The organism is Curtobacterium sp. MCBD17_034, from assembly GCF_003234515.1.
In the GTDB taxonomy this organism is placed as follows: Bacteria; Actinomycetota; Actinomycetes; order Actinomycetales; family Microbacteriaceae; genus Curtobacterium.
The window spans coordinates 366,185-388,746 of record NZ_QKTN01000002.1; the positions used below are offsets into that span (position 1 = coordinate 366,185).

Below are 22,562 nucleotides of genomic sequence, written 5' to 3' on the forward strand. Positions count from 1 at the left end.
ATGTGCGCCCCGGTCAGAACCAATCCTGCCCGCGGATGTCGCGGAGCGCACGTCGTCGTGTCTCCGGATCGAGCGTCATGACGTAGACGGTGCCGTCGAGGTGGTCCGTCTCGTGCTGCAGCGCCTCCGCCATGAGCCCCTCACCCTCGAGCACGACCTCGGCGCCGTCGACGTCGAGGCCCCGCACCCGCGCGTACGGGAACCGTCGGGTCGGGTACGCCAGGCCGGGCACCGAGAGGCATCCCTCGTCCATGAGCTCGGGCTCGCCACGGGTCTCGACGAGCTCCGGGTTGAGCACGTAGCCGACGAAACCGTCGACGTTGACGCTGAAGGCGCGCAGTCCGACGCCGATCTGCGGCGCGGCCACGCCGGCACGGCCCGGCACCCGCACCGTGTCGAGGAGGTCCTGCACGAGGTCCGCGACGCCGTCCGCGCCGATCCGGACCGGGTCGGCCGGTGACCGCAGCACGGGGTCGCCGAACAACCGGATGGGTCGGACCGTCATCAGGCGACCACCACCAGGAGGTCCCCGGCGTCGACCTGTTGGGTCACCGGGACGGCCAGCCGTGTCACCGTTCCCGCACGGGGCGTCGTGATCGCCGCCTCCATCTTCATCGCCTCGATGCTCGCCACGGCCTGCCCCGCCTCGACGCGGTCGCCGGGCTGCACCTTGAGCGTCACGACACCGGAGAACGGTGCCGCGACCTGACCCGGGTCGTCGCGATCGGCCTTCTCGGCGGCCTTCGACTCCACCGCGACCGACCGGTCACGGACGTACACGGGGCGGAGCTGCCCGTTCAGGGTGGTCATGACCGTGCGCATGCCGCGCTCGTCGGCGTCGCCGATGGCCTCGAGGCCGACGTGGAGCGTGACGCCCCGGGCGATCGACACGACGTGCTCCCGCCCCTGCTTGAGCCCGTACAGGTAGTCGGCGGTCCCCACGCCCGAGAGGTCGCCGTACTGGTCCCGGACACGGTGGAACTCGTCGATCGGACCCGGGAACAGGAGCCGGTTCAGGGCCGCCTGCCGCGCCCGGCCCGGCTCGGCGAGCACCGCGGCGTCCTCGTCCGAGATCGGCGTCGTCGTGAGGTGGACCTCGCGCCCGGCGAGCACCTTGCTGCGGAACGGCTCCGGCCAGCCGCCGGGCAGGTCCCCGAGCTCGCCCGCCATGAACCCCACGACCGAGTCCGGCACGTCGTACCGCTCGGGGTGCTGCTCGAAGTCGGCGGGGTCGGCGCCGACCGCCGCGAGCTGGAGTGCGAGGTCGCCCACCACCTTGGAGGACGGGGTCACCTTGGTCGGGCGTCCCAGGATCCGGTTGGCCGCGGCGTACTGGTCCTCGACCTCCTCGAACCGGTCGCCGAGGCCGAGCGCGATCGCCTGCTGCCGGAGGTTCGACAGCTGCCCGCCCGGGATCTCGTGCACGTACACCCGACCGGTGGGACCCGGGAGGCCCGACTCGAACGGCCGGTAGACGCGGCGGACGGCCTCCCAGTAGGGCTCGAGGTCGCTCACCGCCCGCAGTGCGAGCCCGGTGTCGCGCTCCGTGTGCGCCAGCGCCGCCACGAGCGCCGACATGCTCGGCTGGCTCGTGGTGCCCGCCATGGGCGCGGCCGCGACGTCGACGGCGTCCGCTCCGGCGCGGCTCGCCGCCAGGAGGGTCGCCAGCTGCCCGCCGGCGGTGTCGTGCGTGTGCACGTGGACCGGCTGGTCGAACCGCTCCCGCAGGGCCGTCACGAGGCGGTCGGCAGCACCGGCACGGAGGAGGCCCGCCATGTCCTTGATCCCGATCACGTGCGCACCCGCCGCCACCATCTGCTCCGCGAGGCGCAGGTAGTAGTCGAGCGTGTAGAGGTCCTCCGCCGGGTCGAGCAGGTCGGCCGTGTAGCAGAGCGCGGCCTCGGCGACGGCCGTGCCGGTCGCGAGCACGGCCTCCAGGGCGGGTCGCATCTGCGCGACGTCGTTGAGGGCGTCGAACACGCGGAAGACGTCGACGCCCGTCGCCGCGGCCTCGGCGACGAAACCCTCGGTGACCTCGGTCGGGTACGGCGTGTAGCCGACCGTGTTGCGGCCGCGGAGGAGCATCTGGATCGGGATGTTCGGCATCGCCGCACGGAGGGCCGCGAGCCGTTCCCACGGGTCCTCGCCGAGGAACCGCAGGGCGACGTCGTACGTCGCGCCGCCCCAGGCCTCGATGCTGAGCAGTTCCGGGGTGAGCCGCGCGACGTACGGCGCGACCGCGACGAGGTCCGTGCTGCGGACGCGGGTCGCGAGCAGGGACTGGTGGGCGTCGCGCATGGTCGTCTCGGTGACGGCCAGGGCCGTCTGCGCGCGCAGGGCTTCCGCCCAGCGCGCCGGACCGAGGGCGAGGAGGCGCTGCCGCTGCCCGGCGGGCGGCTCCTGTCCCAGGTGCACACGCGGGAGCTTCACCGCCGGGTCGAGGGCACCCGTGCCCGGCCCGTTCGGCTGGTTGACGGTGACGTCCGCGAGCCACGCCAGCACCTTGGTGCCACGGTCCCGCGAGACGTGGCCGCCGAGCAGCTGCGGGCGCTCCTCGATGAACGACGTGCTGACGTCACCGCGAGCGAAGTCCGGGTCCTCCAGGACGGCCTGGAGGAACGGGATGTTCGTGCTCACGCCGCGGATGCGGAACTCGGCGAGCGCACGACGGGCCCGAGCGACCGCGGCGGGGAACGACCGCCCGCGGCACGTCATCTTGGCGAGCATCGAGTCGAAGTGCGGGCTGATCTGCGCGCCGGTCGACACCGTGCCGCCGTCGAGGCGGACCCCCGCGCCACCCGGGCTCCGGTAGGTCGTGATCCGGCCGGTGTCCGGGCGGAACCCCTGCGACGGGTCCTCGGTCGTGATGCGGCACTGCAGGGCAGCCCCGTGCACCGCCACGTCCTCCTGCGACAGTCCCAGGTCCGCCAGCGTCTCGCCCGCCGCGATCCGCATCTGCGCCTGGACGAGGTCGACGTCGGTGACCTCCTCGGTCACGGTGTGCTCGACCTGGATGCGGGGGTTCATCTCGATGAAGACGTGCCGCCCGGCGCGCTCGCCGACCGTGTCGAGCAGGAACTCGACCGTGCCCGCGTTCACGTAGCCGATCGACCGGGCGAAGGCGACGGCGTCCCGGTGCAGCGCTGCCGCCACCGCGGGGTCGAGGTCCGGCGCCGGCGCGATCTCGATGACCTTCTGGTTCCGGCGCTGCACCGAGCAGTCGCGCTCGAACAGGTGGATGGTCCCGGCCTCGTCGCCGGTGGCGTCCGCGAGGATCTGGACCTCGATGTGCCGGGGCCGGAGCACGGCCTGCTCGAGGAACATCGTCGGGTCGCCGAACGCACTGTCGGCCTCGCGCATGGCCTCCTCGAGGGCGGGACGGAGGTCCTCGGGACGGGCGACACGGCGCATCCCCCGGCCACCGCCACCGGCGACGGCCTTGGCGAACACCGGGAATCCGATGGCCTCGGCGCCGCGCACGAGCTCGTCGACGTCGCGGGAGGCCGGCGTGCTGGCGAGGACGGGCACCCCCGCCGCGACGGCGTGTTCCTTGGCCGTGACCTTGTTGCCGGCCATCTCGAGCACGCGCTCGCCCGGGCCGATGAACGTGATGCCGGCCGCTGCCGCAGCGGCCGCCAGCTCCGGGTTCTCGGACAGGAAGCCGTACCCGGGGTAGATCGCGTCCGCGCCGCACTCGCGGGCGACGCGGACGATCTCGGCGACGTCGAGGTAGGCCCGGACCGGGTGACCGGGCTCGCCGATCTGGTACGCCTCGTCCGCCTTGAGCCGGTGCTCGGAGTTCCGGTCCTCGTAGGGGTAGACGGCGACCGTCCGGGCACCGAGCTCGTACGCGGCGCGGAACGCCCGGATGGCGATCTCGCCTCGGTTCGCGACCAGGATCTTGCGGAACACGGGCTGCCCTTTCGGCATGCACCCGGGCGTCGTCGTGGTGCCCGGGCGGACGGCGCGATCGGCCGTCGAGCACGGCGGATCTTGAGGTGGTTCAACCCTAGTGGGGCTATCGTGTCTCGACGTGCATGTACTCAGCGTCAGCTCCCTCAAAGGAGGCGTCGGCAAGACGACCGTGACCCTCGGCCTGACGTCCGCCGCGTTCGCCAAGGGACTCCGCACGCTCGTGGTCGACCTCGACCCCCAGTCGGACGTCTCCACGGGGCTCGACATCTCGCTCGTCGGCCACCTCAACGTCGCCGACGTGCTCGAGAACCCGAAGGAGAAGATCGTCCGTCAGGCGATCGCCCCGTCCGGGTGGACCAAGGGACGCCAGGGCAAGATCGACGTCATGGTCGGCTCCCCCTCGGCCATCAACTTCGACGGTCCGCACCCCTCGATCCGGGACATCTGGAAGCTCGAGGAGGCCCTCGCCAACGTCGAGGCCGACTACGACCTCGTGCTCATCGACTGCGCTCCCTCGCTCAACGCCCTGACCCGCACGGCGTGGGCCGCCTCGGACCGCGTGTCCGTCGTCACCGAGCCGGGGCTGTTCTCCGTCGCGGCGGCCGACCGCGCACTGCGCGCCATCGAGGAGATCCGCCGCGGACTCTCCCCGCGCCTCCAGCCGCTCGGCATCATCGTCAACCGTGCCCGCGTGCAGTCGCTCGAGCACCAGTTCCGCATCAAGGAGCTCCGCGACATGTTCGGCCCGCTCGTGCTGTCGCCCCAGCTGCCCGAACGGACGTCACTGCAGCAGGCCCAGGGTGCCGCGAAGCCGCTGCACGTGTGGCCGGGCGAGTCCGCACAGGAGATGGCACGGAACTTCGACCTGCTGCTCGAGCGGATCATGCGGACGGGCAAGATCGGCGAGTACGCCGAGGGGGTCGCGCAGGCCTGATCCGGCCGAGGCGCGGCGTCCCCGTGTCGCCTGCCGTGCGCTGCGCCGTGTGACGCGTCGGACGCGCGGGTCAGGAGACCCGGGAGACCGCGCGGGTCAGGAGACCCGGGAGACCGCGCGGGTCAGGAGGCCCGGGAGGCCCGGCGCGCCGCGAGCTCGTCGCTCGGGTCGGCCGCCGGCGTCGAGTCGAGTTCCACGAGACTCGTCTCGACCTCGCGCAGGACCTTGCCGACCGCGATGCCGAAGACACCCTGCCCTCGGGAGACCAGGTCGATGACCTCGTCGTTCGAGGTGCAGAGGTACACGGACGCCCCATCGGACATCAGGGTCGTCTGTGCCAGGTCGTTCACCCCCGACTCGCGGAGCTGGTTCACCGCGGTGCGGATCTGCTGCAACGAGATGCCGGTGTCGAGCAGGCGCTTGACGAGTTTGAGCACGAGGATGTCGCGGAAGCCGTAGAGCCGCTGCGAACCGGACCCCGCCGCGCCACGGATGGTCGGCTCGACGAGGCCCGTCCGCGCCCAGTAGTCGAGCTGGCGGTAGCTGATGCCCGCGGCCCGGGCGGCGACGGTGCCGCGGTAGCCGTTGGACTCGTCGCGCTCGGGCATGCCGTCGGTGAACAGCAGGCCGAGGTCGTAGCGGGTCAGCTCGCCGTCGGGCGTGTCCACGGCTGCGTCGGACGGTGCGTCCCCGGGGGTCCGGGGCGTTTCGTTCCCACTCATCAGACTGCCTTCCACGACGTTCCGGCCCGCAACCGAACGTTCAACGATCGGTTGAGAGTTGTGCCGAGGTCCACGCTAGCGAGTCGGACCCGGTCGTCGCGGGACATCCGCACCGGGGAGTTCGGCGTGTCGAGGATAAGCCCGACCGACACCGGCTGTCCACGTTCGGGCCCCGTGCTCACGAGGCGTCGAACCGCCCGATCGCAGCCCGGATGAGGCTCGACCGGACGACCTCGAGTTGCCCTGCGATCTCGCGGGCGAGCTCCGCCGCCTTGGCGCGTGAGGTGGCGTCGGACCGGCGCCGGACGGGCATGAGCGCCGACTCGATGAGACCGAGTTCGCGCTCCGCCGACGCCCGGAACGTGCGGAGATGCCGTGGCTCGATGCCGGTGCGCTGCAGCTCCACGAGCGCCTTGACGACGGTGACGGCGTCCTCGCCGTAGTGCTCGACGGCCGGCAGCAGCGACGCGGACACGGCGTCCGACACGAGCATCGGGGTCGCGCCGGCCGCGCGGACGAGCTCGTCGCGCGTGTACCGCCGCTCGGTGCCGAGGATCGAGGGCCGCGGGCCGTCGGCACCACCCGGCAGGACCGGGTCGCGCCCGGCGTCGAGGTCGGCCAGGTACTCCTTGATGACCTTGAGCGGCAGGTAGTGGTCTCGCTGCAGGCCCAGGACGATCCGGAGCCGCTGGACGTCGGCGGGCGAGAACTTGCGGTATCCGCTCTCGGTCCGGATCGGCGTCACGAGCTCGCGTTCCTCGAGGAACCGGAGTTTGGAGTTCGACAGGTCCGGGAACTCGGGCTTCAACCGCGCGAGCACCTGCCCGATCGTGAGCAGGTCGGGACCCGCGGCCGTCGACCGGGCCGCAGCGCTCCGCGCCGGCACTACGCGGTCGCCAGGCGCGCGATGTCGACGCGGGACGCGTAGAAGGTGAGGCGGAACTTGCCGACCTGCACCTCCGCGCCGTCGGCGAGCAGGGCCTCGTCGATGCGGACGCCGTCGAAGTAGGTGCCGTTGAGCGATCCGAGGTCCTTGACGCTGAAGCTCGTGCCGTGCCGGAGGAACTCGGCGTGCTTGCGCGACACCGTGACGTCGTCGAGGAAGATGTCGGCGTCGGGGTGTCGGCCGGCCGTCGTGACGTCGGAGTCGAGCAGGAACCGAGCCCCGGCGTTCGGCCCGCGGCGGACGACGAGCAGCGCCGACCCGGACGGCAGCGCGCCGATCGCGTCGATCTCCTCGGTCGAGACACCGTTCTCCGGCGTGAGCGCCGCCCCCATGTCCATGCTGAAGGTCAGGGTGGTGTCGACGCGCCGCTCGGGCGCATCGGATCGTGCGGCGCCGTCGCGCGGACCCGTTGGACCTGCCATCGTGGACCTCCTTCTGGCGGACCAGCGTATCGGAAACGCGCGGCACCGCGAACGCCCTTTCACTCCTGTGGAGCGACCGCACGGTCCACACACGTCCTGCACACGGCGGGACCGCCGGGAGGTCCCGCTCGGTCGGCGTGGAGCAGCCGGGAACGGGCGGGCGCGGTCAGCGCCCGCGCGCGATCAGCCAGAGCAGGTACGGCGCGCCGACGATGCCCGTGACGACGCCGACGGGCACCGCCACCCCGGGGATCGCGAACTGCGCCACGAGGTCGCTCGCCTGCACGATGACGGCCCCCACCGCCGCGGCGGGAGCGACGGCGACGCGACCACGACCGACGAGACGACGGGCGATCGGCGCGGCCATGAGCGCGACGAACGACACCGGGCCCGCTGCCGCCACCGCCGAGGCGCTCAGGCCGACCGCGGTGAGGACGAGCAGCACCTTGGCCCGGTCCGGCGGCAGCCCCAACGACGCCGCGACGTCGTCCCCGAGGGTGAGCACCCCGAGCCGCGGCGACTGGAGGAGGGCGAGGACGAACAGCACGACGAACGCCACCGCGAGCACCGCGAGCACCGTGGGGTCGACCGCGTTGAGGCTGCCCGTGAGCCACACGAGCGCGACGGCGGCGTCCTGCACGTTCCCGCGCGTGAGCATCCACCCCGTGACGCTCACGGCGATCGCCGCGACGCCGACGCCGACGAGGACGAGCCGGTTGTCCCCGATCCCGCCGCGCCAGCTCAGCGCGGCGATGACGACCGTCACGAGGACGGCACCGACGACGACGACCGAGAACAGAGTGAGCCCCGAGGCGGCGAACAGCGCGATGGCCGTGATGCCCGACGCGCTCGCGCCCGAGGTGATCCCGATGACGTCGGGGCTCGCGATCGGGTTCCGCACGACGCTCTGCACGATGCCGCCGGCGGTGCCGAGGCTCGCGCCGACGAGGACCGCCGCCAGCAGCCGGGGCCCGCGGAGCTCGGTGATGACGAAGTCCGTCACGCGGTCCGCGCGTCCGACGAGCGCGGCGAGGACCGCACCCGGGGAGATCGCGATCTCGCCGAGGCCGAGCGCGGCGACGGCGAGCACCACGACGAGCACGAGGGCCCCCGCGAGCACGAGGAGCTCGCGCCGCAGTCCGGCATCGGTGTCCCGTGGTCGCCGAGGGGTCCGGGTCGACACGCTCACAGGTCCCGCACCGCCCTGCTCCGGACGAGCGCGATGAACACGGGAGCGCCGATCACCGCCGTCACGATGCCGACCTGGACCTCGCCCGGGAAGGCGACGACACGACCGATGACGTCGGCGACGAGCAGGAGGGCCGGGGCCACGATCGCGGACAACGGCAGGGTCCACCGGTTCGCGGGACCGGTGACACGGCGGACGGCGTGCGGCACCGCGAGCCCGACGAACCCGACGGGTCCGATCGCCGCCGTCGCCGCGCCCGCGAGGAGGACCGTGGCGAGCGCGCCGAGTGCCCGCGCCACGACGACCCGCTGCCCCAGGGACGCCGCGAGCTCGTCCCCGAGGGCGAGCGTGTCGAGTGACCGGCCGAGGGTCATGGCGATGGCCAGGCCGACGACGACCGGCACGGCGACGACAGCGACGACGTGCAGGTCCCCCGTCGCCAGCGAACCCACCTGCCAGAAGCGGATGCGGTCGAGTGCCGACTGGTGCGTCAGGAGGACCGCGGTCGTGACCGACCCGAGTGCGGCGGCGACCACGGCACCGGACAGAGCGAGGCCCACCGGGGTCGGCCCGCGCCTCCCGGCCGATGCGATCCCGTACACCACGACGGCCGCGACGGCGGCGCCGACGAAGGCGAACGGCAGCGTCGCCGCCGTGCCCGCGATCCCGAACACCGTCGTCCCGACGACCACCGCGAGTGCGGCGCCGGCGTTGATGCCGAGGATGCCCGGATCCGCGAGCGGGTTGCGGGTGACACCCTGCATCACCGCGCCCGCCACGCCGAGCGCGGCTCCGGCGACGAGTCCGAGCGCCGTCCGGGGCACCCGCTCGCCGACGACGATGAGCGTGATCTCGTCCGTCCGGCCGGGGTGCAGGAGCACCGTGACGACCGCCAGCGGATCGATCGGACGCGCGCCGACCATGACGCTGAGCACGCACGCCGCGGCGAGCACCACCAGGGACACGGCGGTCGTCCCGACGAGGCGCGCTCGGCGCGGACGAGCGGTCGGGGACATCGGCGCAAGCCTAGTCCGGCTCCCCCGCGGTCGAACGGCGGGCGCGGTGGCGACGGCGACGGCGCCGCAGCCGATCCCGAGGGAGTGCGGAGCCGCTGTCCACGCCGCTCATAGGCCACTCATCGGATCGGGTCCTGTACTGGACGCATCGACGCCCCACCGGCTGTCGGACGAGCCACCGGAGAGACCAATGACCGAGCACCCCACCACCCCCGCCGACGACGAGCGCGGCGAGGACGCCCCGCGCGACACCACGCAGCCCATCGGCACGCCGGCTCCCGCAGCGGCACCGCACGTCGACCCGAGCACGCTGCGGTCCGCCTACGCGTTCGACGGATCGGGCCCCTACCTCTACGCGCCGGACGGCTCCGGCCCCTACACGTACACGCACGACGGCCACGGCCCCTACCTCGTCGGCGCCACGGCGGGTGCCACCGACCCGACCGCGGCAGCGAAGCCGAAGCGCCGCCGCGTCGGCCTCATGGTCGGGGCGGGTGTCGCCACCCTCGCGATCGTCAGCGCCGCGGGCGGCACCGCCTTCGGCCTGGCCTCCCGGGACACGGGGACCACGACCTCGAGCCAGTCGAGCGGGTCCTCGAGCAACGGATCGTCGGACAGCGGCGGCATCGGTGGCGGCTGGTCCGTCCCGGGCGACGGCTCGTCGAGCGGATCGAGCGGTTCCGGGTCGAGCGGGACCGGGTCGAGTGGATCCACCGACAGCGCCCAGACCACGGCCACCGACTCGCAGAAGGCCGGGATCGTGACGATCGACACGACGCTCGACTACGACTCCTCGTCGCAGGCGGCCGGCACCGGGATGATCATCTCCTCCGACGGCGAGATCCTGACGAACAACCACGTCGTCGAGGACGCCACGAGCATCGAGGTGACCGTCGAGTCCACCGGCAAGACCTACACGGCGGACGTCGTCGGCACGGACAAGACCGACGACGTCGCCGTGCTCGAGCTGCGCGGGGCGTCGGACCTCACCACCGCGACACTCGACGACGACGACAACCTGGCCGTCGGCGACACCGTGACCGACGTCGGGAACGCGGAGGGCCAGGGCGAACTCGTCGCCGCGAAGGGCTCCGTGACCGCGCTCGACCAGGACATCACCGTGCAGAGCGAGTCCGGCACCGGCACGGAGTCGCTCACCGGTCTCATCGAGGTCGCGGCCGACGTCGTGTCCGGCGACTCGGGCGGCCCGCTGCTCGACTCCGAGGGCGAGGTCGTCGGGATGACCACCGCCGCGTCGTCGGGCACGAGCGACGTCACCGGGTACGCGATCCCGATCGCGACGGCCAAGAGCATCGCCGAACGGATCCTGTCCGGCACCGCGACCTCGACGATCGTCATCGGGACCCCGGCCTTCCTCGGCGCGGAGGTCTCGTCGACGACTCCGACCACCGGCTCCGGTGTGACGCTGCAGGGCGTGGTGTCCGGGTCCCCGGCCGAGAACGCCGGGCTCGCCGCGGGCGACACGATCACGAGCATCGACGGCACCGCCGTGACCGGTGCCGATCAGCTCACCGAGCTCATCCAGGCACACGCCGTCGGGGACTCGGTCACCGTCGGGTACACCGCCGCCGACGGCACGGCGGGAACGGTCACCGCGACGCTGGTCGCCGGTCCGGCCGCCTGACGCGGGACGTCCGGGAGGACCGGGGTCAGCCCGCCAGGACCGTGCGGACGAGCAGACGGTGGACGTTCGCGGACGCCTCGACCCGGATCGCGGTCCCCTCGGCCGTCGCCCGTCCGATGCGCGCGAAGCCGACGCCCGCGGCGTGGACCACCGTGACGGGACGCGGCCGCGTCGGCACCCGGAGGTGCGACACGGTCCACGGGGCGTCCCAGAACCGCGCGAGCACCGGATCGGCCGTGCGGACCGCCACGGGCAGGTCGGGGCGGGCCGTCGGGTCCTCGACCCGGCGGTCCAGGACCGCGGCCGGGAGCCGCGGCGTCGCGAAGGCGAAGGTCCACGACGGGGTCACCCCGACCCTCCCGGCCGCGAGCGCCAGGAGCGTGGCGTCGTCGACGCTGCCGATGCGGAAGCCGGCCTCCTCGGTCCCGTCCAGCACGGTCACGGCGGCGTCGCCGCGCCACCAGCGGAGCCGGGTGGCGGGCCCGTCCTCCCGCTGCTGCTCGAGCGTGACGGGGTCGACGCCGGCTTCCCAGGGCGCGAGCACCGCGCTCGTCAGTGACGGGACGGTGCCGAAGCGGCCGACGAGCCCCTGGTCGATGAGCGCGCGACCGCCGGGCGACCGGAGGACCGCGGGGTTCCAACGGCGGCCCGCCATGCCCTGCAGCGCGGCGAGCGCCTCGGCGTCCACCGGCACACCGAACGGGGCGAGCGTCGGGCGCACGGGGACCGGGACGTCCTCGAGCACGCGTGGCGGCTGGGCTGCGGCCGGCGCGGGGCCGACGACGCGGACGGACTCGAGCACGCGGGCGACGACGTCGTCGGTGGCGTCGAGGACCGCGAGCGGGCGCTCGGCGACGACGTCGATGCGGTGCCGACCGGTGGTGACGAGCAGGTGCGACACGAAGACGCCCGTGCGGTCGGGGGCGCGGTGGCCGAGGGCGGGAACGGGCCGGTGCGGTTCGTGTCCGTGCTCGGTGCCGTCCGACTCGCCGACCGCGGGGCGGTCCGTCGCGGCGGCGGCCTCCAGCGGCGGAGCGGGGCGGTGGTACTCGACGAGGCGGGCCGGCGCCCCGGCGCTCCCCCACGGGTCGCACCCGACGACGAGCACGCCGTCGACCGAGCCGGGCAGCCGAGCGACCAGCGCGGCGGTCTCGTCCGCGATGCCGTTGTCGCTGGGGCGGGAGCGCACGGTCACGGTGACGCCGTCACCCGTGGTCCGGAGGTCCGCGTCGGCGGCGTGCACGGTCGCCCAGGACGCGGGGCGCGTGATGCTGACGCGGGCGGTGCGGTCGGTCACGGTGTCCGCGTGCTCGCGGCGACCCGGCGTCGACCGGCCGGGCGACGGCGCCGGCATCCCGGCCGACGAGCTCACGTCCGGCGACGACGGGGCCACCGACGACGGGCCCACCGATGACGGGGCCGGTGCCGGGTTCGGTGCCTGTGGTGCGGGGACCATGCCGTTCACGGTACGGGCGACGGGTCCCCCGCTCGACGAGGCGCGCGGGCGGCGCGCTCAGGACGCGCGTCGGCGCTCGCGGGGCGGCGGCGGCGGTGGCACCGGACGGGCGGCGACGACGGCGGCGAGGGCGATGTCGACGTCCTCGCGGCGGGTGCGCACCGTGCAGATCGTGTCGGTGCGTGCGACCAGGGTGCCGAGGGCGTCCCGCGCACCGTCGCCGTGGTGGGCGCGCACCACCAGGCGCGTGCCGATCGGGGCGGTGGCGAGGAGGGCGAGCGCCCGGCGGCGGTGGGCGTCCGCGCGGCGGACGTCGTCACGCGCAGCGGACCCCGCGTGGTCGGCAGGGTCGGCCTGGCCGTCGGGGTCGTCGTCCACGGCACTCATGGTAGGACCGGGGCGTTCCGCATAGGCTGTCGCGCATGGACCGCGCCCGCGTCGACAGCTGGTTGTGGGCGGTGCGGCTGACGAAGACCCGCTCCGCCGCCACCGCTGCCTGCCGTGCCGGGCACGTCCGGGTGAACGGCGAGCGCGTCAAGGCAGCGCAGTCGGTCGAGATCGGCGACGAGGTGCGGTTGCGGACCAACGGGGTCGAACGGATCGTCGTCGTGCGCGGGATCGTCGTCAAGCGCGTCGGGGCACCGGTGGCCGCCACGTGTCTGGAGGACCGGACGCCCCCACCGCCGCCGCGCGAGGAGACGGCCTGGTTGCCGGCGCGGGACCGCGGAGCGGGTCGACCGACCGGGCGGGAGCGCCGCGACCTCGAGAAGCTGCGCGGGTACTGAAGCCGCGTCTCGGGTCCGCGCTCGGCGCTCGCGGTCCGTCGACGAGCACGGTCAGACGAAGCGGACCGTCTCCTGGAGCCGCGCGCGGAGCTCGAACACGTCGACCGATCCCGTCTCGGCACCGGGGCCGAGCAACACGCCGGCCAGGGCGCTCCGCCGCACGACGAACGCGGTCGGTCTGCGTGCCGGTCCCACGAGCCGGACGTCGTGGTCGACCGCGGAGTCCGGGACGACCAGGAGCCGGCCCGTGAACCGGACGCGGGTCGCCTTCTGGACGGTGCGCGCAGCCCGGACGAGTTCGCGCACCGGGCGCTCCCCCGGCGCGAGGGTCGCGCCGACGACCTCGCCGTGCTCGATGCGGACGGGAGCACCCCAGTCGATGGACTCGAGCGCCCAGAGTCCGCTCGTCGTGAGGACGACGTGGTCCAGCTTGCCCTCCGGCCCGGCGTCGAGGTCGTGCCACACCGTCACACCGATCCCGAGGTCGGCGACGATCGCCGCGGTCGCCTCCTCGGCGAGCGCCTCGGCCAGGAGACGGCGGATGTGGCGCGGGGCGGAGCGGACGAGTGCCGGGTCGTACGGGTCCTCGATCGGGTCGCCGAGGCCGACCCACTCGCGCTCGGCGGCGAGGAAGACCTCGCGCGACAGTCCGCCGGGGTGCCCGAAGGACCGGGCACGTGGGCGGGAGTCGCGGCGCGCGGCGGGCGGCGCGTAGGCGTCACGGCCCGAGGCCGGACGCCCCGCGGGGTCGCCGGCGGGTCCGTGCCCGGCGATCGCCGAACGGGAGGCTCCCGCGTCGTACGCCCGGCGCGCCTCGGGGGTGCCGACGCGTTCCCACGCCTCTTGCAACAGGCGGAACGAGCGCGGGTCCCCGCCGAGGTCCGGATGGGTCTCGCGGGCAGCCCGGCGGTAGGCGCGCCGGAGGGTGTCGTCGTCGGCGGAGGCGGGGACGCCGAGCACCTCGTACGGGGTGGCGTCGGCAGGGCTGTCGCTCATGGCGGTGGAACACTACCGGCTCGCCGCGCGGAGCACGCCCCGTGATCGCCGTGGGCTCGCCGTGCTCCCGCTGGGCGCGGGCTGCGTGCCGGTGTGGTGCCGCCCGCGTGGAGCCCTGCTCAGGCCACGGCGTGCCGGATGGCGTCGGCGTGGTGCTCGATGTAGGCGACGTCGGCGCGGTAGAGCTCGGCGTGGCCGGCCGCGAGGTCCCGGGCGAACTTCGGGTCCCCGGCGGCGGCCTCGGACTCGATGGTCGTCACGAGGGCGACGAGGCCGGCGACCACGGCCTCCACGAGCCCCGCTCGGCTGGACGCGTCGAGGTCGTAGGCGCGGCAGAACTCGGCCGCACGGGCGAGCTGGTCGTCGAGACGCGTCACGGGGGTGTCCCCGGTCGTCAGCGGCGCGAACCGGTAGACCGCCGACGCGACGTCCCACACCCGCGGCCCGGGGTGGGCCGTGTCGAAGTCGATGATCCCGACCGCGGCCCGGCCGTCGAACACGCAGTTGTACGGGGCGAAGTCGCCGTGGCAGATCGTCTCGACAGGAGCACGGTCGGCTTGGGACCACACGTCGTCCGCCGCCACCGCGTAGGTGGCAGCGGCGTCGTGGTAGTTGCGCAGCAGCCGGGCCGCGGTGACGAGCGCGGCCTCGGACGCGACGTCGTCGGTCCAGGGGTACTCACCCGCGAGACCGGGGATGAACGACACGGTCTCGAGCACCTCACCGAGCGCGATCGGCTCCGGCGCCTCCACGAACCCGCGCTCGTGGAGGTGTGCGAGCAGCCGGTGGACGGTCGGTGTCCAGGGCCCAGCGGGGCGGTGGACACGGTCCTCGGCTCGCGTGATCCTCTCCATGACGGTCCCTCCAGTCGGACGTCGCCGTCGACGCCGTCCCGTCAATCTACGCGGTGGCACCTCGGGAGTCCGGGCCGGAAACGCGATGTTCACATGCTCCTCGGACAAGCTGCACGGGCACTTGCATGCAAGACGTACGATCGACACATGTCGTCCGCGGAGCGCGCCTACGAGCACACGAAGCAGCGGATCATCCGCGGTGAACTCCCTGGCGGTGCCCTCCTCAGCGAGGGGGTCGTCTGCCAGGAGCTCGGCATCAGCCGGACCCCGGTGCACGAGGCGTTCCTCCGGCTCGCCGCGGAGCAACTGCTCACGCTCGAGTCCCGGAAGGGCGCCGTCGTCCGCCCCATGTCCCCGAGCGAGTCCGCCGACGTCCTCGAGATGCGGGAAGCGGTCGAGGCGTCCGCGGCGACCCGAGCACTCCGCGGTGGCCCGCGTCCGGACCTCGTGCCCGTGCTCGACGACCTCCTGCGCGACCAGGCCGACGCGATCGCGGAACACGACGTGGACCGGTTCGTCGACGCCGACGACGCGTTCCACACCGCGGTCGTCGCGGCCGCGGAGAACCCCGTCGCGGTGCACTTCACCCGCCTCCTCCACGACCGCCAGCAACGCCTCCGGCACCAGCTCATCCGGGTCCGTCCCGAACAGCTCCACCCGGCGCTCGACCAGCACCGCGCACTGGCCCGGGCCGTCGCCGCCGGCGACGCCGCCCGCTACGCCGAGGTGCTCCGCGACCACGTCGCCGGGCACCGGGGCGCGCTGTGAGCGTGGACACGTCGACGGGAGCGGTCCCGTTGCAGCGGACCGGGCCTCCCGGCCGGCCCGGTGTGACGAGCCGGCGGGCAGCACGGGTGCGGCCGTGGCTCGCGGTGTGGGGCGCCGTCTTCGTCTGCTCGTGGGGCGGCAACCAGTTCAGCCCGTTGCTGCTCATGTACCAGGAGCGTGCGCACTACTCGACGCTCCTCGTCAACGCGTTCCTCGGCGTGTACGTCCTCGGTCTCGCACCGGCACTGCTCGTCGCCGGGTCGCTCTCCGACCGGCACGGACGCCGCCCCCTCATGCTCGTCGGGGTCACGGCGGCGCTCGTCGGCAGCGGCCTCCTGGCCCTCGGTCCGTTCGGCGCGGGGTACCTCGCGGCCGGGCGACTGTGCTCCGGGATCACCGTGGGCATCGCCATGGCCGTCGGGAACAGCTGGGTGAAGGAACTGTCCCAGGGCCGGTACGACCCGGTGGCCGACGCCGGATCGGGCGCACGACGGGCATCGCTCGCGTTCACCCTCGGATCCGGCAGCGGCGCACTCGTCGCCGGCTGCATGGCCCAGTGGGGCCCGGTCCCCGAGGTCCTGCCGTTCCTCGTGCACCTCGCCGTCGCGGTCCCGTTCCTCGTCGTCGTGCTGCGCGCACCCGAGACCCACACGTCCGGCGGCGTCACCGGGCCCTGGTGGCGGCAGCTCCGCGTGCCGTCGGCCGGACACCGGCGCTTCGTCCGCGTGGTCATGGTGTCGGCCCCGCTCGTGTTCGCGTCCGCCGCGATCGCGTACGGCTACCTGCCCACCCAGTTGCACGACGCGACCGGACGCTGGGGGCTCGTCTTCGCGACCGCCGCGACGGTCGTCGCGCTCGGGGTGTCGAGTGCGGTCCAACCGATCGCCGGACGGGTGCACTCCGTGTCGAGCGCGCGCGGGCTCGTCGTCGCCGTGCTCGTGATGACCGTCGGCATCGCGGTCGTCGCGCTCGCGATCGCGGCCGATTCGGTCTGGATCGGGCTCCTGGCGAACGCGGTCGTCGGTGCCGGCATGGGCATCGCCCTGGTGTCGAGCCTGCTCGAGGTGCAGCGGATCGCGTCGAGTCGGGACCTCGCGGGCCTCACCGGCGTGTTCTACGCGGTCGCGTACGCGGGGTTCCTCGCTCCGGCCGTGATCGCCGCGGTGGCCGCCGTCGCGCCCGTGACGGCGATCCTGCTCGTGGTCGTCGGCCTCGGTCTCGTGGCGTGGGTGCTCGTGGGCGTCTCGTCGCGCCGCCACCTGCCCGCCGCGGCCGCGGGCGTCGGACCGGACGACCCCACGGCGCACCTGGGTTAGGGTCGCGGGCGTGACCACGATCCTCCTGACCGGGTTCGAGCCGTTCGCGGACGCGCCCCGCAACCCGTCCTGGGACGCCGTCGAGCGCGTCGCCGCGACCTGGACGGGTCCGGAACGCGTCGAGGCCGTCCTGCTGCCCGTCGCGTTCGGACGCTCGGTCGACGCACTCCGTGACGCCGTCGAGCGGGTGACGCCGGACGTCGTGGTCGCGGTCGGGCTCGCCGAGGGGCGCAGCGCGATCACGCCCGAGCGGGTCGCCGTCAACCTCGACGACGCCCGGATCCCGGACGCCGACGGCGCGCAGCCCGTGGACGTGCCCGTCCTGCCGGGAGGCCCGGCCGCGTACTTCACGACGCTCCCGGTCAAGCGCATGGTCGCCGCCGCACGCGCGGCGGGCGCACCGGCCGCGCTGTCCGCCACGGCCGGCGCGTACGTGTGCAACCACGTGTTCTACGCGCTGCAGGCGTTGGCCGGGGCCGGGGTGCGCTCCGGGTTCGTGCACGTGCCCGCGACGCCCGAGACCCTGCGCGAGGCGGACGACGCCGTCCCGACGGTGTCGCTCGACGTGCTCGTCACCGGACTCGCCGCAGCGGTCCGCGCCGCGGTGGACCCGGCACCCGACCTGGCCGTCGCGGGCGGTGCGATCAGCTAGCGATCAGCGCTCGGAGCCAGGACGGCCCCGTCACCGACGCTCCGAGGGCCTCGACGCGCGCTCGCAGCCCGCGGTCGGCCGTCACGACGACGACCGGACCGGCCGCTCTCGCGATCGCCCGGTGCACGGACTCGACGATCGCGTCGTCACCCGCGCCGGTCGCGCGGACGACCTCGACCTCGGGGCCGTCGGTCCGGGCGGCTCGCGCATCTCCCTCGAGGACGACCGACCACCGCGGCCACCACCGACCGGCACCGAGTCCGAGTTCCGCAGCGGCCAGTCCCGACGCGGCGAGCGCGCCGATCGCGTCCACGAGTCGCTCGGCGGCGCCGGCGCGGTCCCGCCACCAGCCGTCCGGCACGCTGCCGACGACGTTCGCGGCGTCGACGACGACCACGGGCTCGGTCACGAGCACACCGCGGAGGGCCGGCCAGCTCGCGCCGAACCCCGGGTGCAGGGGCAGCCCCTCGACGTCGTCGACCGGCACCCAGTCGAGGGCGAGGCTCTCGCGGTCACCGACCTCGGCCCGGAACGGGTGGACGGCGCGTGCCACCACCGTCGTGTAGGTCCAGAACCCGAGGTCGAGCACGGAGGTGTGGCGGATCCGGAGCGCGGCGGCGGGGACACCGGCTTCTTCCGCGGACTCGCGGAGCGCTCCGGTGACTGCGTCCTCACCCTGGTGTCGCGCACCACCCGGGATGCCCCAGGTCCCGCCGTGGTGGCTCCACTCGACACGGTGCTGCAGCAGGACGCGGCCCGCACCGTCGTCGACGAGCAGCCCCGCGGCGCCGAACAGGCCCCACGCCTTCTGACCGTCCGGCCCGTACGCCCACGCGTCGCCCGGGTCCCGGGGGCCGGGCGGCGGACCCGGCGGGAGGGACGGCGCGGCCTCCGCGGGCACCGCGCGCTCGTCGTGCCGGTCGTCCGTCATCGCCCCAGCGTCCCACGTCGGCACACCGCACGGCCAGTCGGGTCGCGCCGCGGCCTCAGCGCTCCCGCGGGACCGGTGGGAGGCGCACGAGTTCGACCGCGAGGTCGCGACCGTCGACCACCGCGGTCATCCACGTGTGGTCGGGCTGTCGTCGCCGGTCCGTCGGCGATCCGGGGTTGAGCAGTCGGAGCCCGCTCGACGCGGTGGAGTCCCAGGGGATGTGCGAGTGCCCGAACACGAGGACGTCGACGTCGGGGAACCGCTGCGCCATCCGGGCGTCGCGTCCCGCCGCGGCGCCGGTCTCGTGCACGACCGCGAACCGCAGGCCCTCGACGTGCTCGTATGCGACGAGTGGCAGCCGGTCCGCGAACCCCGGTTCGACGTCGTTGTTGCCGCGCACCGCGACGAGCCGTCGAGCCCGGGCTGCGATCCGGTCGACGGTCGCCAGGTCCACCCAGTCCCCCGCGTGCACCACGAGGTCGGCGTCCTCGATCGCTGCCCAGAGCGCCGGCGGTAGGTCCTTCGCGCGCCGGGGCAGGTGGGTGTCGGACAGGAACACGAGGCGGGTGGGCACGTCAGGCCTCCATCGGGGCCGCGGCGCCCGGCAGGTCGTCGTCGTCGATGTCGGGAACCGGCACGGGATCCTCGGTCTCCGCGGCGTTGAGGCGCTCGAGCAGACCGGCGAGCAGCGCGACGTCGTCGTCGGACCACGACGCCAGCCGTTCCTCCAGGCTCTCGCGGTGCACGCGGACGGAGCGTTCCAGCGCCGCCTCGCCGGCCGCCGTCACCGCGAGCGGCTTCGCGTTCCCGGTGCCGCCGTCGACCTGCTCGATCAGGCCGGCGGCCAGGAGGCCCGACAACTGCCGCGAGATCGTCGACCGGTTGAGCCGCAGGTACCGGGCGATGTCGATCGCCATGCACCCGTAGTGCTGGGCGACGAAGTCGACCAGCGAGTGGTCGACGATGCTGAGCGCGGCTTCGGGACCTCGGGCGCGGACCGCGGCGCGCCGGGTGATCCGCGCGAGTTCCCGGTAGGCCCGGGTGATCTCGGCGGCACGAAGCCGATCGGTTCCCTGCTCCATCGACGAGTCCCTCCCTGTCGTCGCGTCCGCCGCGACCCGCTCCGCGAACGTGCCAGCGTGCGCGGTGCACCGCGTCGTGTACGCGACACGCTAGCGGACCGGGGATCGAAGTTGTACAGTGCAACACGTGTCCGATGTTGCAAAGAACAACTTGCTACCCGTCCGTCGCCTGACCGAGCGGCCGACGCCCGGTCACGCCGCCGACCGCCACGCCGGCAGCGCGCCCGCGCACGAGCCGTCCATGCTCCGTCCTGCCGGGCTCGGTCGGCTCCTGCTGTCGTTCGCCTCCCACATCCTCGTCCCACTGTTCCTCGCCGCGGGGATGGGCCTGGCCTACCTCGGCGCGTTCCACGCCCCGACCCCGAAGGACCTGCCCGTCGGGGTCGTCGGCACGGGAGCCGCGACCCAGGTGTTCGCACAGACCGTCACCGACCGGTCCGACGGCGCGCTCGTCGCCCACGTGGTGCAGGACCCCGCGCATGCGCGTGCGGCGATCCGCGACCGTGATCTGGCGGCCGTGTACGCGCCGGGGTCGACGAGCGCCACCCTCTACGTGTCCACCGCAGCGTCGGACACCACCGCGACCGCTGCCGAGCGGATCTTCGTGCCCATCGCCTACCAGCAGCACCTGCCGTTCCACGTGGTCGACGTCGTCGCCGTGCACGACGAGGACGCGACGGGCCAGGGACTCTTCTTCCTGCTGGTCGCACTCAGCGTCGGCGGGTACTCGAGCGCGATCGCGGTCGCCGCGTTCTCCGGGCGGCTCCGCCTGCTCTGGACGGCGGTCATCGGCGTCGCGACCGCCGGGGTCGTCGCGGGGATCGGCGTCGTCATCGCCGGTCCCGTCTACGGCGTGATCACGCACCATGCGTGGCCGATCTTCCTGTTCGCCTGGATGTACGACCTCGTCATCATCGCGCTCGGTGTCGGACTCCACCCGATGCTCGGCCGGTGGACCACGCCGATCCTCACGATGCTGTTCGTGATGCTCAACTTCACGTCGTCGGGCGGGATCTTCCAGTCGGCGTTCCAGCCCGGGCTGTTCGCGGGACTCCACACCTTCTGGAGCGGCGCGGCCTGGCTGCAAGCGGCGCAGGACCTGCAGTACTTCCCCGCGGCATCCCTCGGCCGCAGCGCCCTCGTGTTGGCGCTCTGGCTGGCCACCGCAGTGCTCCTGGTGCTCGTCGTGCACGGACTCGTCGCCCGACGGACCCGGATCGCCCGCGACCGCGAGGTCTCCCGACTGGAGGAGGAGCAGGTCGTCGCTGCCTGAGCACCCCCGGTTCGGAGCGAGGTTCAGCCCGCGGTCCCCGCGCCTCCGCGTCCGTCGGCGGCTGCTTCGAGCGCGGCGATGTCGAGCTTCACCATGTCCTGCATGGCGAGCATGGCGCGGGTCCGCCGTTCGGGAACGGGGTCCGCGAGGAGCTCGGCGAGTCGGACGGGCGTGACCTGCCACGCGACGCCCCACCGGTCTGTGCACCACCCGCACGCCACCTCGTGGCCGCCGTCGCTCGTGAACGCGTCCCAGAGCCGGTCGACCTCGTCCTGCGTGTCGCAGTCGACCTGGAACGAGATCGCATCGGAGTGCGGGTGCCCGGTCCGCCGTTCATCGCTCGCCATCGCTGCCCGAAGAGCGTGAACTCGACCACCAGCGCCTTGCCCGCGTCGGGCGTGCCGTCCGGCCATCGGCCGATGGAGTCGATGCGGGCGTCCGGGAACAGGCCCGTGTAGAAGGTGACGGCCTCCTCGGCCTGGTCGTCGAACCAGAGGAACGGGACGATTCGCTGCACGGGAGTGTCCTCTCCGGCGGTCACGACGTCGGACGACCGCCTCGGCGGGACACTACTGCCGAGGCGCCGGGATCACCAGACGGTCCACATCGTGGGGTCATCGGGAGAGCAGGTCGGCCTTGTCCGGGTGGTCCTCGAACCACTGACCGACGAACCAGCACATCGGGACGATCCGGCGGGTGCTCGTGGTCTCGACGTCGGCGACGGCCTGCTCGACGAGCTCACCCGCGTAGCCGTGACCCCGATGCGCGGGCACCGTGTACGTGTGCGGGAACGCGATCGAGTCGCCGTTCACCCGGTAGTCGAGCACGCTGACCAGGGCGCCGTCCACGTAGAGCGCGTAGCGGTCGCGGTCGGTCTCGTTGCGGAACTCGTGGGCCATCGTGCCATCCTGCCCGCCACCCCCGCGCGCTGCCCGGACGTGCGCTGACCATCGCGCGTCCGACCGGAGCACACTCGATCCATGACCACCATCGGATTCATCGGATCAGGGAACATCGGTTCGCAGCTCGCCCGACTCGCGGTGCAGAACGGCTACGACGTCGTGATGAGCAACTCACGCGGCCCCGAGACCCTGTCGGACCTCGTCGACGAACTCGGACCGCACGCGACCGCCGGGACCCCGGAGGACGCAGCGACCAAGGGCGACGTCGTCGTCGTGACCACGCCGCTCGCCGCGATCGAGACCATCCCCGTCGAGCCCCTCGTCGGCAAGGTCGTGATCGACACGAACAACTACTACCCGCAGCGGGACGGGCAGATCGCGGCCCTCGACGAGGAGACGACCACGGTGTCGGAACTGCTCCAGCACCACCTGCCGCAGTCGCACGTCGTCAAGGCCTTCAACCACATCGCCGCGGCCGACCTGACCACCGCGGGGACCCCGCGCGGTACCGAGGGGCGCCGTGCCCTCGTCGTGGCCGGTGACGACGACGAGGCGAAGCAGGCCGTGGGCGACCTGATCGACGAGTTCGGGTTCGACGCCGTGGACATCGGACGTCTGAGCGAGGGCTGGCGCATCCAGCGCGACACCCCCGGGTACGTCAAGCCGTACGCCGCGATCGACCTCGAGCTGGCGGTCGCGGACGCGAAGCGTTACCGCGACATGTGAGTCCGGGCCGGCGGCCGCCGGCGGTCGCGGCC

23 protein-coding genes and 1 pseudogene are annotated in these 22,562 nt (G+C 73.6%); 8 read left to right on the forward strand and 16 right to left on the reverse strand.

Going from position 1 to position 22,562, the window contains the following annotated elements; all coding sequences use genetic code 11:
• Window positions 1-13: 13 nt before the first annotated feature.
• On the reverse strand, window positions 14-505 hold the full coding sequence (locus tag DEI92_RS05440) for a peptide deformylase (protein WP_111008620.1): 492 nt from the start codon (window positions 503-505) through the stop codon (window positions 14-16).
• Window positions 505-3,912 carry a pyruvate carboxylase gene (locus tag DEI92_RS05445; RefSeq protein WP_111012635.1) on the reverse strand — a complete coding sequence of 1,136 codons (3,408 nt, stop codon included), beginning with the start codon at window positions 3,910-3,912 and terminating at the stop codon, window positions 505-507. The genes DEI92_RS05440 and DEI92_RS05445 overlap by 1 nt, the downstream gene beginning before the upstream one ends.
• Window positions 3,913-4,033: 121 nt before the next feature.
• On the opposite strand from DEI92_RS05445, the gene DEI92_RS05450 reads away from it, so the two are divergent.
• Window positions 4,034-4,849 carry a ParA family protein gene (locus tag DEI92_RS05450; protein WP_111012636.1) on the forward strand — a complete coding sequence of 272 codons (816 nt, stop codon included), beginning with the start codon at window positions 4,034-4,036 and terminating at the stop codon, window positions 4,847-4,849.
• Window positions 4,850-4,971: 122 nt separating this feature from the next.
• On the opposite strand, the gene DEI92_RS05455 is transcribed toward DEI92_RS05450, so the two are convergent.
• From DEI92_RS05455 to DEI92_RS05475, 5 genes are all read right to left on the reverse strand, one after another.
• Window positions 4,972-5,457 (reverse strand): MerR family transcriptional regulator, encoded by a 486-nt coding sequence (locus DEI92_RS05455; RefSeq protein ID WP_258368453.1) that lies wholly within the window; start codon window positions 5,455-5,457, stop codon window positions 4,972-4,974.
• Between the two features lie 292 nt (window positions 5,458-5,749).
• A complete protein-coding gene (locus DEI92_RS05460) occupies window positions 5,750-6,457 on the reverse strand; it encodes a MerR family transcriptional regulator (protein WP_111008616.1) in 708 nt (235 codons plus the stop codon).
• Window positions 6,457-6,939, reverse strand: coding sequence for an FHA domain-containing protein (locus tag DEI92_RS05465; RefSeq protein WP_111008615.1), 483 nt, complete (start codon window positions 6,937-6,939; stop codon window positions 6,457-6,459). Before DEI92_RS05465 ends, DEI92_RS05460 begins: the two co-directional genes overlap by 1 nt.
• A gap of 166 nt (window positions 6,940-7,105) precedes the next feature.
• A complete protein-coding gene (locus DEI92_RS05470) occupies window positions 7,106-8,128 on the reverse strand; it encodes an iron chelate uptake ABC transporter family permease subunit (RefSeq protein WP_258370077.1) in 1,023 nt (340 codons plus the stop codon).
• Window positions 8,125-9,144 carry an iron ABC transporter permease gene (locus tag DEI92_RS05475; protein WP_111012637.1) on the reverse strand — a complete coding sequence of 340 codons (1,020 nt, stop codon included), beginning with the start codon at window positions 9,142-9,144 and terminating at the stop codon, window positions 8,125-8,127. Before DEI92_RS05475 ends, DEI92_RS05470 begins: the two co-directional genes overlap by 4 nt.
• 190 nt (window positions 9,145-9,334) lie before the next feature.
• Between DEI92_RS05475 and DEI92_RS05480 the strand changes: the two genes are divergently transcribed.
• Window positions 9,335-10,789: a S1C family serine protease gene (locus tag DEI92_RS05480; protein WP_258370078.1), complete on the forward strand. Its 1,455-nt coding sequence runs from the start codon at window positions 9,335-9,337 to the stop codon at window positions 10,787-10,789.
• Window positions 10,790-10,814: 25 nt separating this feature from the next.
• Here the strand turns inward: DEI92_RS05480 and DEI92_RS05485 are convergent, their stop codons facing one another.
• Window positions 10,815-12,245, reverse strand: a complete 1,431-nt coding sequence (locus tag DEI92_RS05485) for a hypothetical protein (protein ID WP_111036103.1) — start codon at window positions 12,243-12,245, stop codon at window positions 10,815-10,817.
• 57 nt (window positions 12,246-12,302) lie between these two features.
• Window positions 12,303-12,623, reverse strand: coding sequence for a hypothetical protein (locus DEI92_RS16810; RefSeq protein WP_258370079.1), 321 nt, complete (start codon window positions 12,621-12,623; stop codon window positions 12,303-12,305).
• A gap of 44 nt (window positions 12,624-12,667) precedes the next feature.
• Between DEI92_RS16810 and DEI92_RS05495 the strand changes: the two genes are divergently transcribed.
• A complete protein-coding gene (locus tag DEI92_RS05495) occupies window positions 12,668-13,030 on the forward strand; it encodes an RNA-binding S4 domain-containing protein (RefSeq protein WP_111012639.1) in 363 nt (120 codons plus the stop codon).
• A 51-nt stretch (window positions 13,031-13,081) separates the two neighbouring features.
• On the opposite strand, the gene DEI92_RS05500 is transcribed toward DEI92_RS05495, so the two are convergent.
• On the reverse strand, window positions 13,082-14,026 hold the full coding sequence (locus DEI92_RS05500) for a DnaJ domain-containing protein (RefSeq protein WP_111012640.1): 945 nt from the start codon (window positions 14,024-14,026) through the stop codon (window positions 13,082-13,084).
• A 119-nt stretch (window positions 14,027-14,145) separates the two neighbouring features.
• Window positions 14,146-14,880, reverse strand: a complete 735-nt coding sequence (locus DEI92_RS05505) for an aminoglycoside phosphotransferase family protein (RefSeq protein ID WP_111008610.1) — start codon at window positions 14,878-14,880, stop codon at window positions 14,146-14,148.
• Window positions 14,881-15,027: 147 nt separating this feature from the next.
• Here DEI92_RS05505 and DEI92_RS05510 point away from each other — a divergent pair, with 147 nt between their 5' ends.
• Genes DEI92_RS05510 through pcp form a run of 3 tightly spaced genes read left to right on the forward strand, consistent with a single transcriptional unit; the run spans window position 15,028 to window position 17,616 of the window.
• Complete coding sequence (locus tag DEI92_RS05510) at window positions 15,028-15,648, forward strand: GntR family transcriptional regulator (RefSeq protein WP_181434657.1); 621 nt, start codon at window positions 15,028-15,030, stop codon at window positions 15,646-15,648.
• Between the two features lie 2 nt (window positions 15,649-15,650).
• Entirely contained in the window at window positions 15,651-16,964 is a 1,314-nt protein-coding gene (locus tag DEI92_RS05515; RefSeq protein ID WP_220037455.1) for an MFS transporter, read from the forward strand.
• 10 nt (window positions 16,965-16,974) lie between these two features.
• Window positions 16,975-17,616, forward strand: coding sequence for a pyroglutamyl-peptidase I (gene pcp / locus DEI92_RS05520; RefSeq protein ID WP_111012643.1), 642 nt, complete (start codon window positions 16,975-16,977; stop codon window positions 17,614-17,616).
• Here the strand turns inward: pcp and DEI92_RS05525 are convergent.
• From DEI92_RS05525 to DEI92_RS05535, 3 genes are read right to left on the reverse strand one after another with little or no spacing between them, the layout of a single operon-like run.
• Window positions 17,609-18,547, reverse strand: coding sequence for an NUDIX hydrolase (locus DEI92_RS05525; protein ID WP_111012644.1), 939 nt, complete (start codon window positions 18,545-18,547; stop codon window positions 17,609-17,611). The two genes, pcp and DEI92_RS05525, sit on opposite strands and share 8 nt — an antisense overlap.
• Window positions 18,548-18,602: 55 nt before the next feature.
• Window positions 18,603-19,121, reverse strand: coding sequence for a metallophosphoesterase (locus DEI92_RS05530; RefSeq protein ID WP_111012645.1), 519 nt, complete (start codon window positions 19,119-19,121; stop codon window positions 18,603-18,605).
• 1 nt (window position 19,122) lies between these two features.
• On the reverse strand, window positions 19,123-19,629 hold the full coding sequence (locus DEI92_RS05535) for a MarR family winged helix-turn-helix transcriptional regulator (protein ID WP_111012646.1): 507 nt from the start codon (window positions 19,627-19,629) through the stop codon (window positions 19,123-19,125).
• A gap of 127 nt (window positions 19,630-19,756) precedes the next feature.
• On the opposite strand from DEI92_RS05535, the gene DEI92_RS05540 reads away from it, so the two are divergent.
• On the forward strand, window positions 19,757-20,902 hold the full coding sequence (locus DEI92_RS05540) for a hypothetical protein (protein ID WP_146249103.1): 1,146 nt from the start codon (window positions 19,757-19,759) through the stop codon (window positions 20,900-20,902).
• Between the two features lie 23 nt (window positions 20,903-20,925).
• Here the strand turns inward: DEI92_RS05540 and DEI92_RS17005 are convergent.
• Window positions 20,926-21,443, reverse strand: a pseudogene (locus DEI92_RS17005) (VOC family protein).
• Between the two features lie 73 nt (window positions 21,444-21,516).
• On the reverse strand, window positions 21,517-21,801 hold the full coding sequence (locus DEI92_RS05550) for a GNAT family N-acetyltransferase (protein ID WP_111012648.1): 285 nt from the start codon (window positions 21,799-21,801) through the stop codon (window positions 21,517-21,519).
• Window positions 21,802-21,882: 81 nt separating this feature from the next.
• On the opposite strand from DEI92_RS05550, the gene DEI92_RS05555 reads away from it, so the two are divergent.
• The gene (locus DEI92_RS05555) at window positions 21,883-22,530 is read left to right on the forward strand and encodes an NADPH-dependent F420 reductase (protein ID WP_111012649.1); all 648 of its coding nucleotides are present in this window, start codon (window positions 21,883-21,885) and stop codon (window positions 22,528-22,530) included.
• Window positions 22,531-22,562 lie beyond the last annotated feature (32 nt).

Excerpts from the sequence above, each read along its gene's own strand:
- DEI92_RS05505 (WP_111008610.1), bottom strand. The coding sequence starts at position 14,880 with ATGGAGAGGATCACGCGAGCCGAGGACCGTGTCCACCGCCCCGCTGGG.
- DEI92_RS05480 (WP_258370078.1), top strand. The coding sequence starts at position 9,335 with ATGACCGAGCACCCCACCACCCCCGCCGACGACGAGCGCGGCGAGGAC.
- DEI92_RS05555 (WP_111012649.1), top strand. The coding sequence starts at position 21,883 with ATGACCACCATCGGATTCATCGGATCAGGGAACATCGGTTCGCAGCTC.
- DEI92_RS05510 (WP_181434657.1), top strand. The coding sequence starts at position 15,028 with ATGTCGTCCGCGGAGCGCGCCTACGAGCACACGAAGCAGCGGATCATC.
- DEI92_RS05440 (WP_111008620.1), bottom strand. The coding sequence starts at position 505 with ATGACGGTCCGACCCATCCGGTTGTTCGGCGACCCCGTGCTGCGGTCA.
- DEI92_RS05535 (WP_111012646.1), bottom strand. The coding sequence starts at position 19,629 with ATGGAGCAGGGAACCGATCGGCTTCGTGCCGCCGAGATCACCCGGGCC.
- DEI92_RS05525 (WP_111012644.1), bottom strand. The coding sequence starts at position 18,547 with ATGACGGACGACCGGCACGACGAGCGCGCGGTGCCCGCGGAGGCCGCG.
- DEI92_RS05495 (WP_111012639.1), top strand. The coding sequence starts at position 12,668 with ATGGACCGCGCCCGCGTCGACAGCTGGTTGTGGGCGGTGCGGCTGACG.
- DEI92_RS05485 (WP_111036103.1), bottom strand. The coding sequence starts at position 12,245 with ATGGTCCCCGCACCACAGGCACCGAACCCGGCACCGGCCCCGTCATCG.
- DEI92_RS05455 (WP_258368453.1), bottom strand. The coding sequence starts at position 5,457 with ATGCCCGAGCGCGACGAGTCCAACGGCTACCGCGGCACCGTCGCCGCC.
- DEI92_RS05475 (WP_111012637.1), bottom strand. The coding sequence starts at position 9,144 with ATGTCCCCGACCGCTCGTCCGCGCCGAGCGCGCCTCGTCGGGACGACC.
- DEI92_RS05465 (WP_111008615.1), bottom strand. The coding sequence starts at position 6,939 with ATGGCAGGTCCAACGGGTCCGCGCGACGGCGCCGCACGATCCGATGCG.
- DEI92_RS05500 (WP_111012640.1), bottom strand. The coding sequence starts at position 14,026 with ATGAGCGACAGCCCTGCCGACGCCACCCCGTACGAGGTGCTCGGCGTC.
- DEI92_RS05550 (WP_111012648.1), bottom strand. The coding sequence starts at position 21,801 with ATGGCCCACGAGTTCCGCAACGAGACCGACCGCGACCGCTACGCGCTC.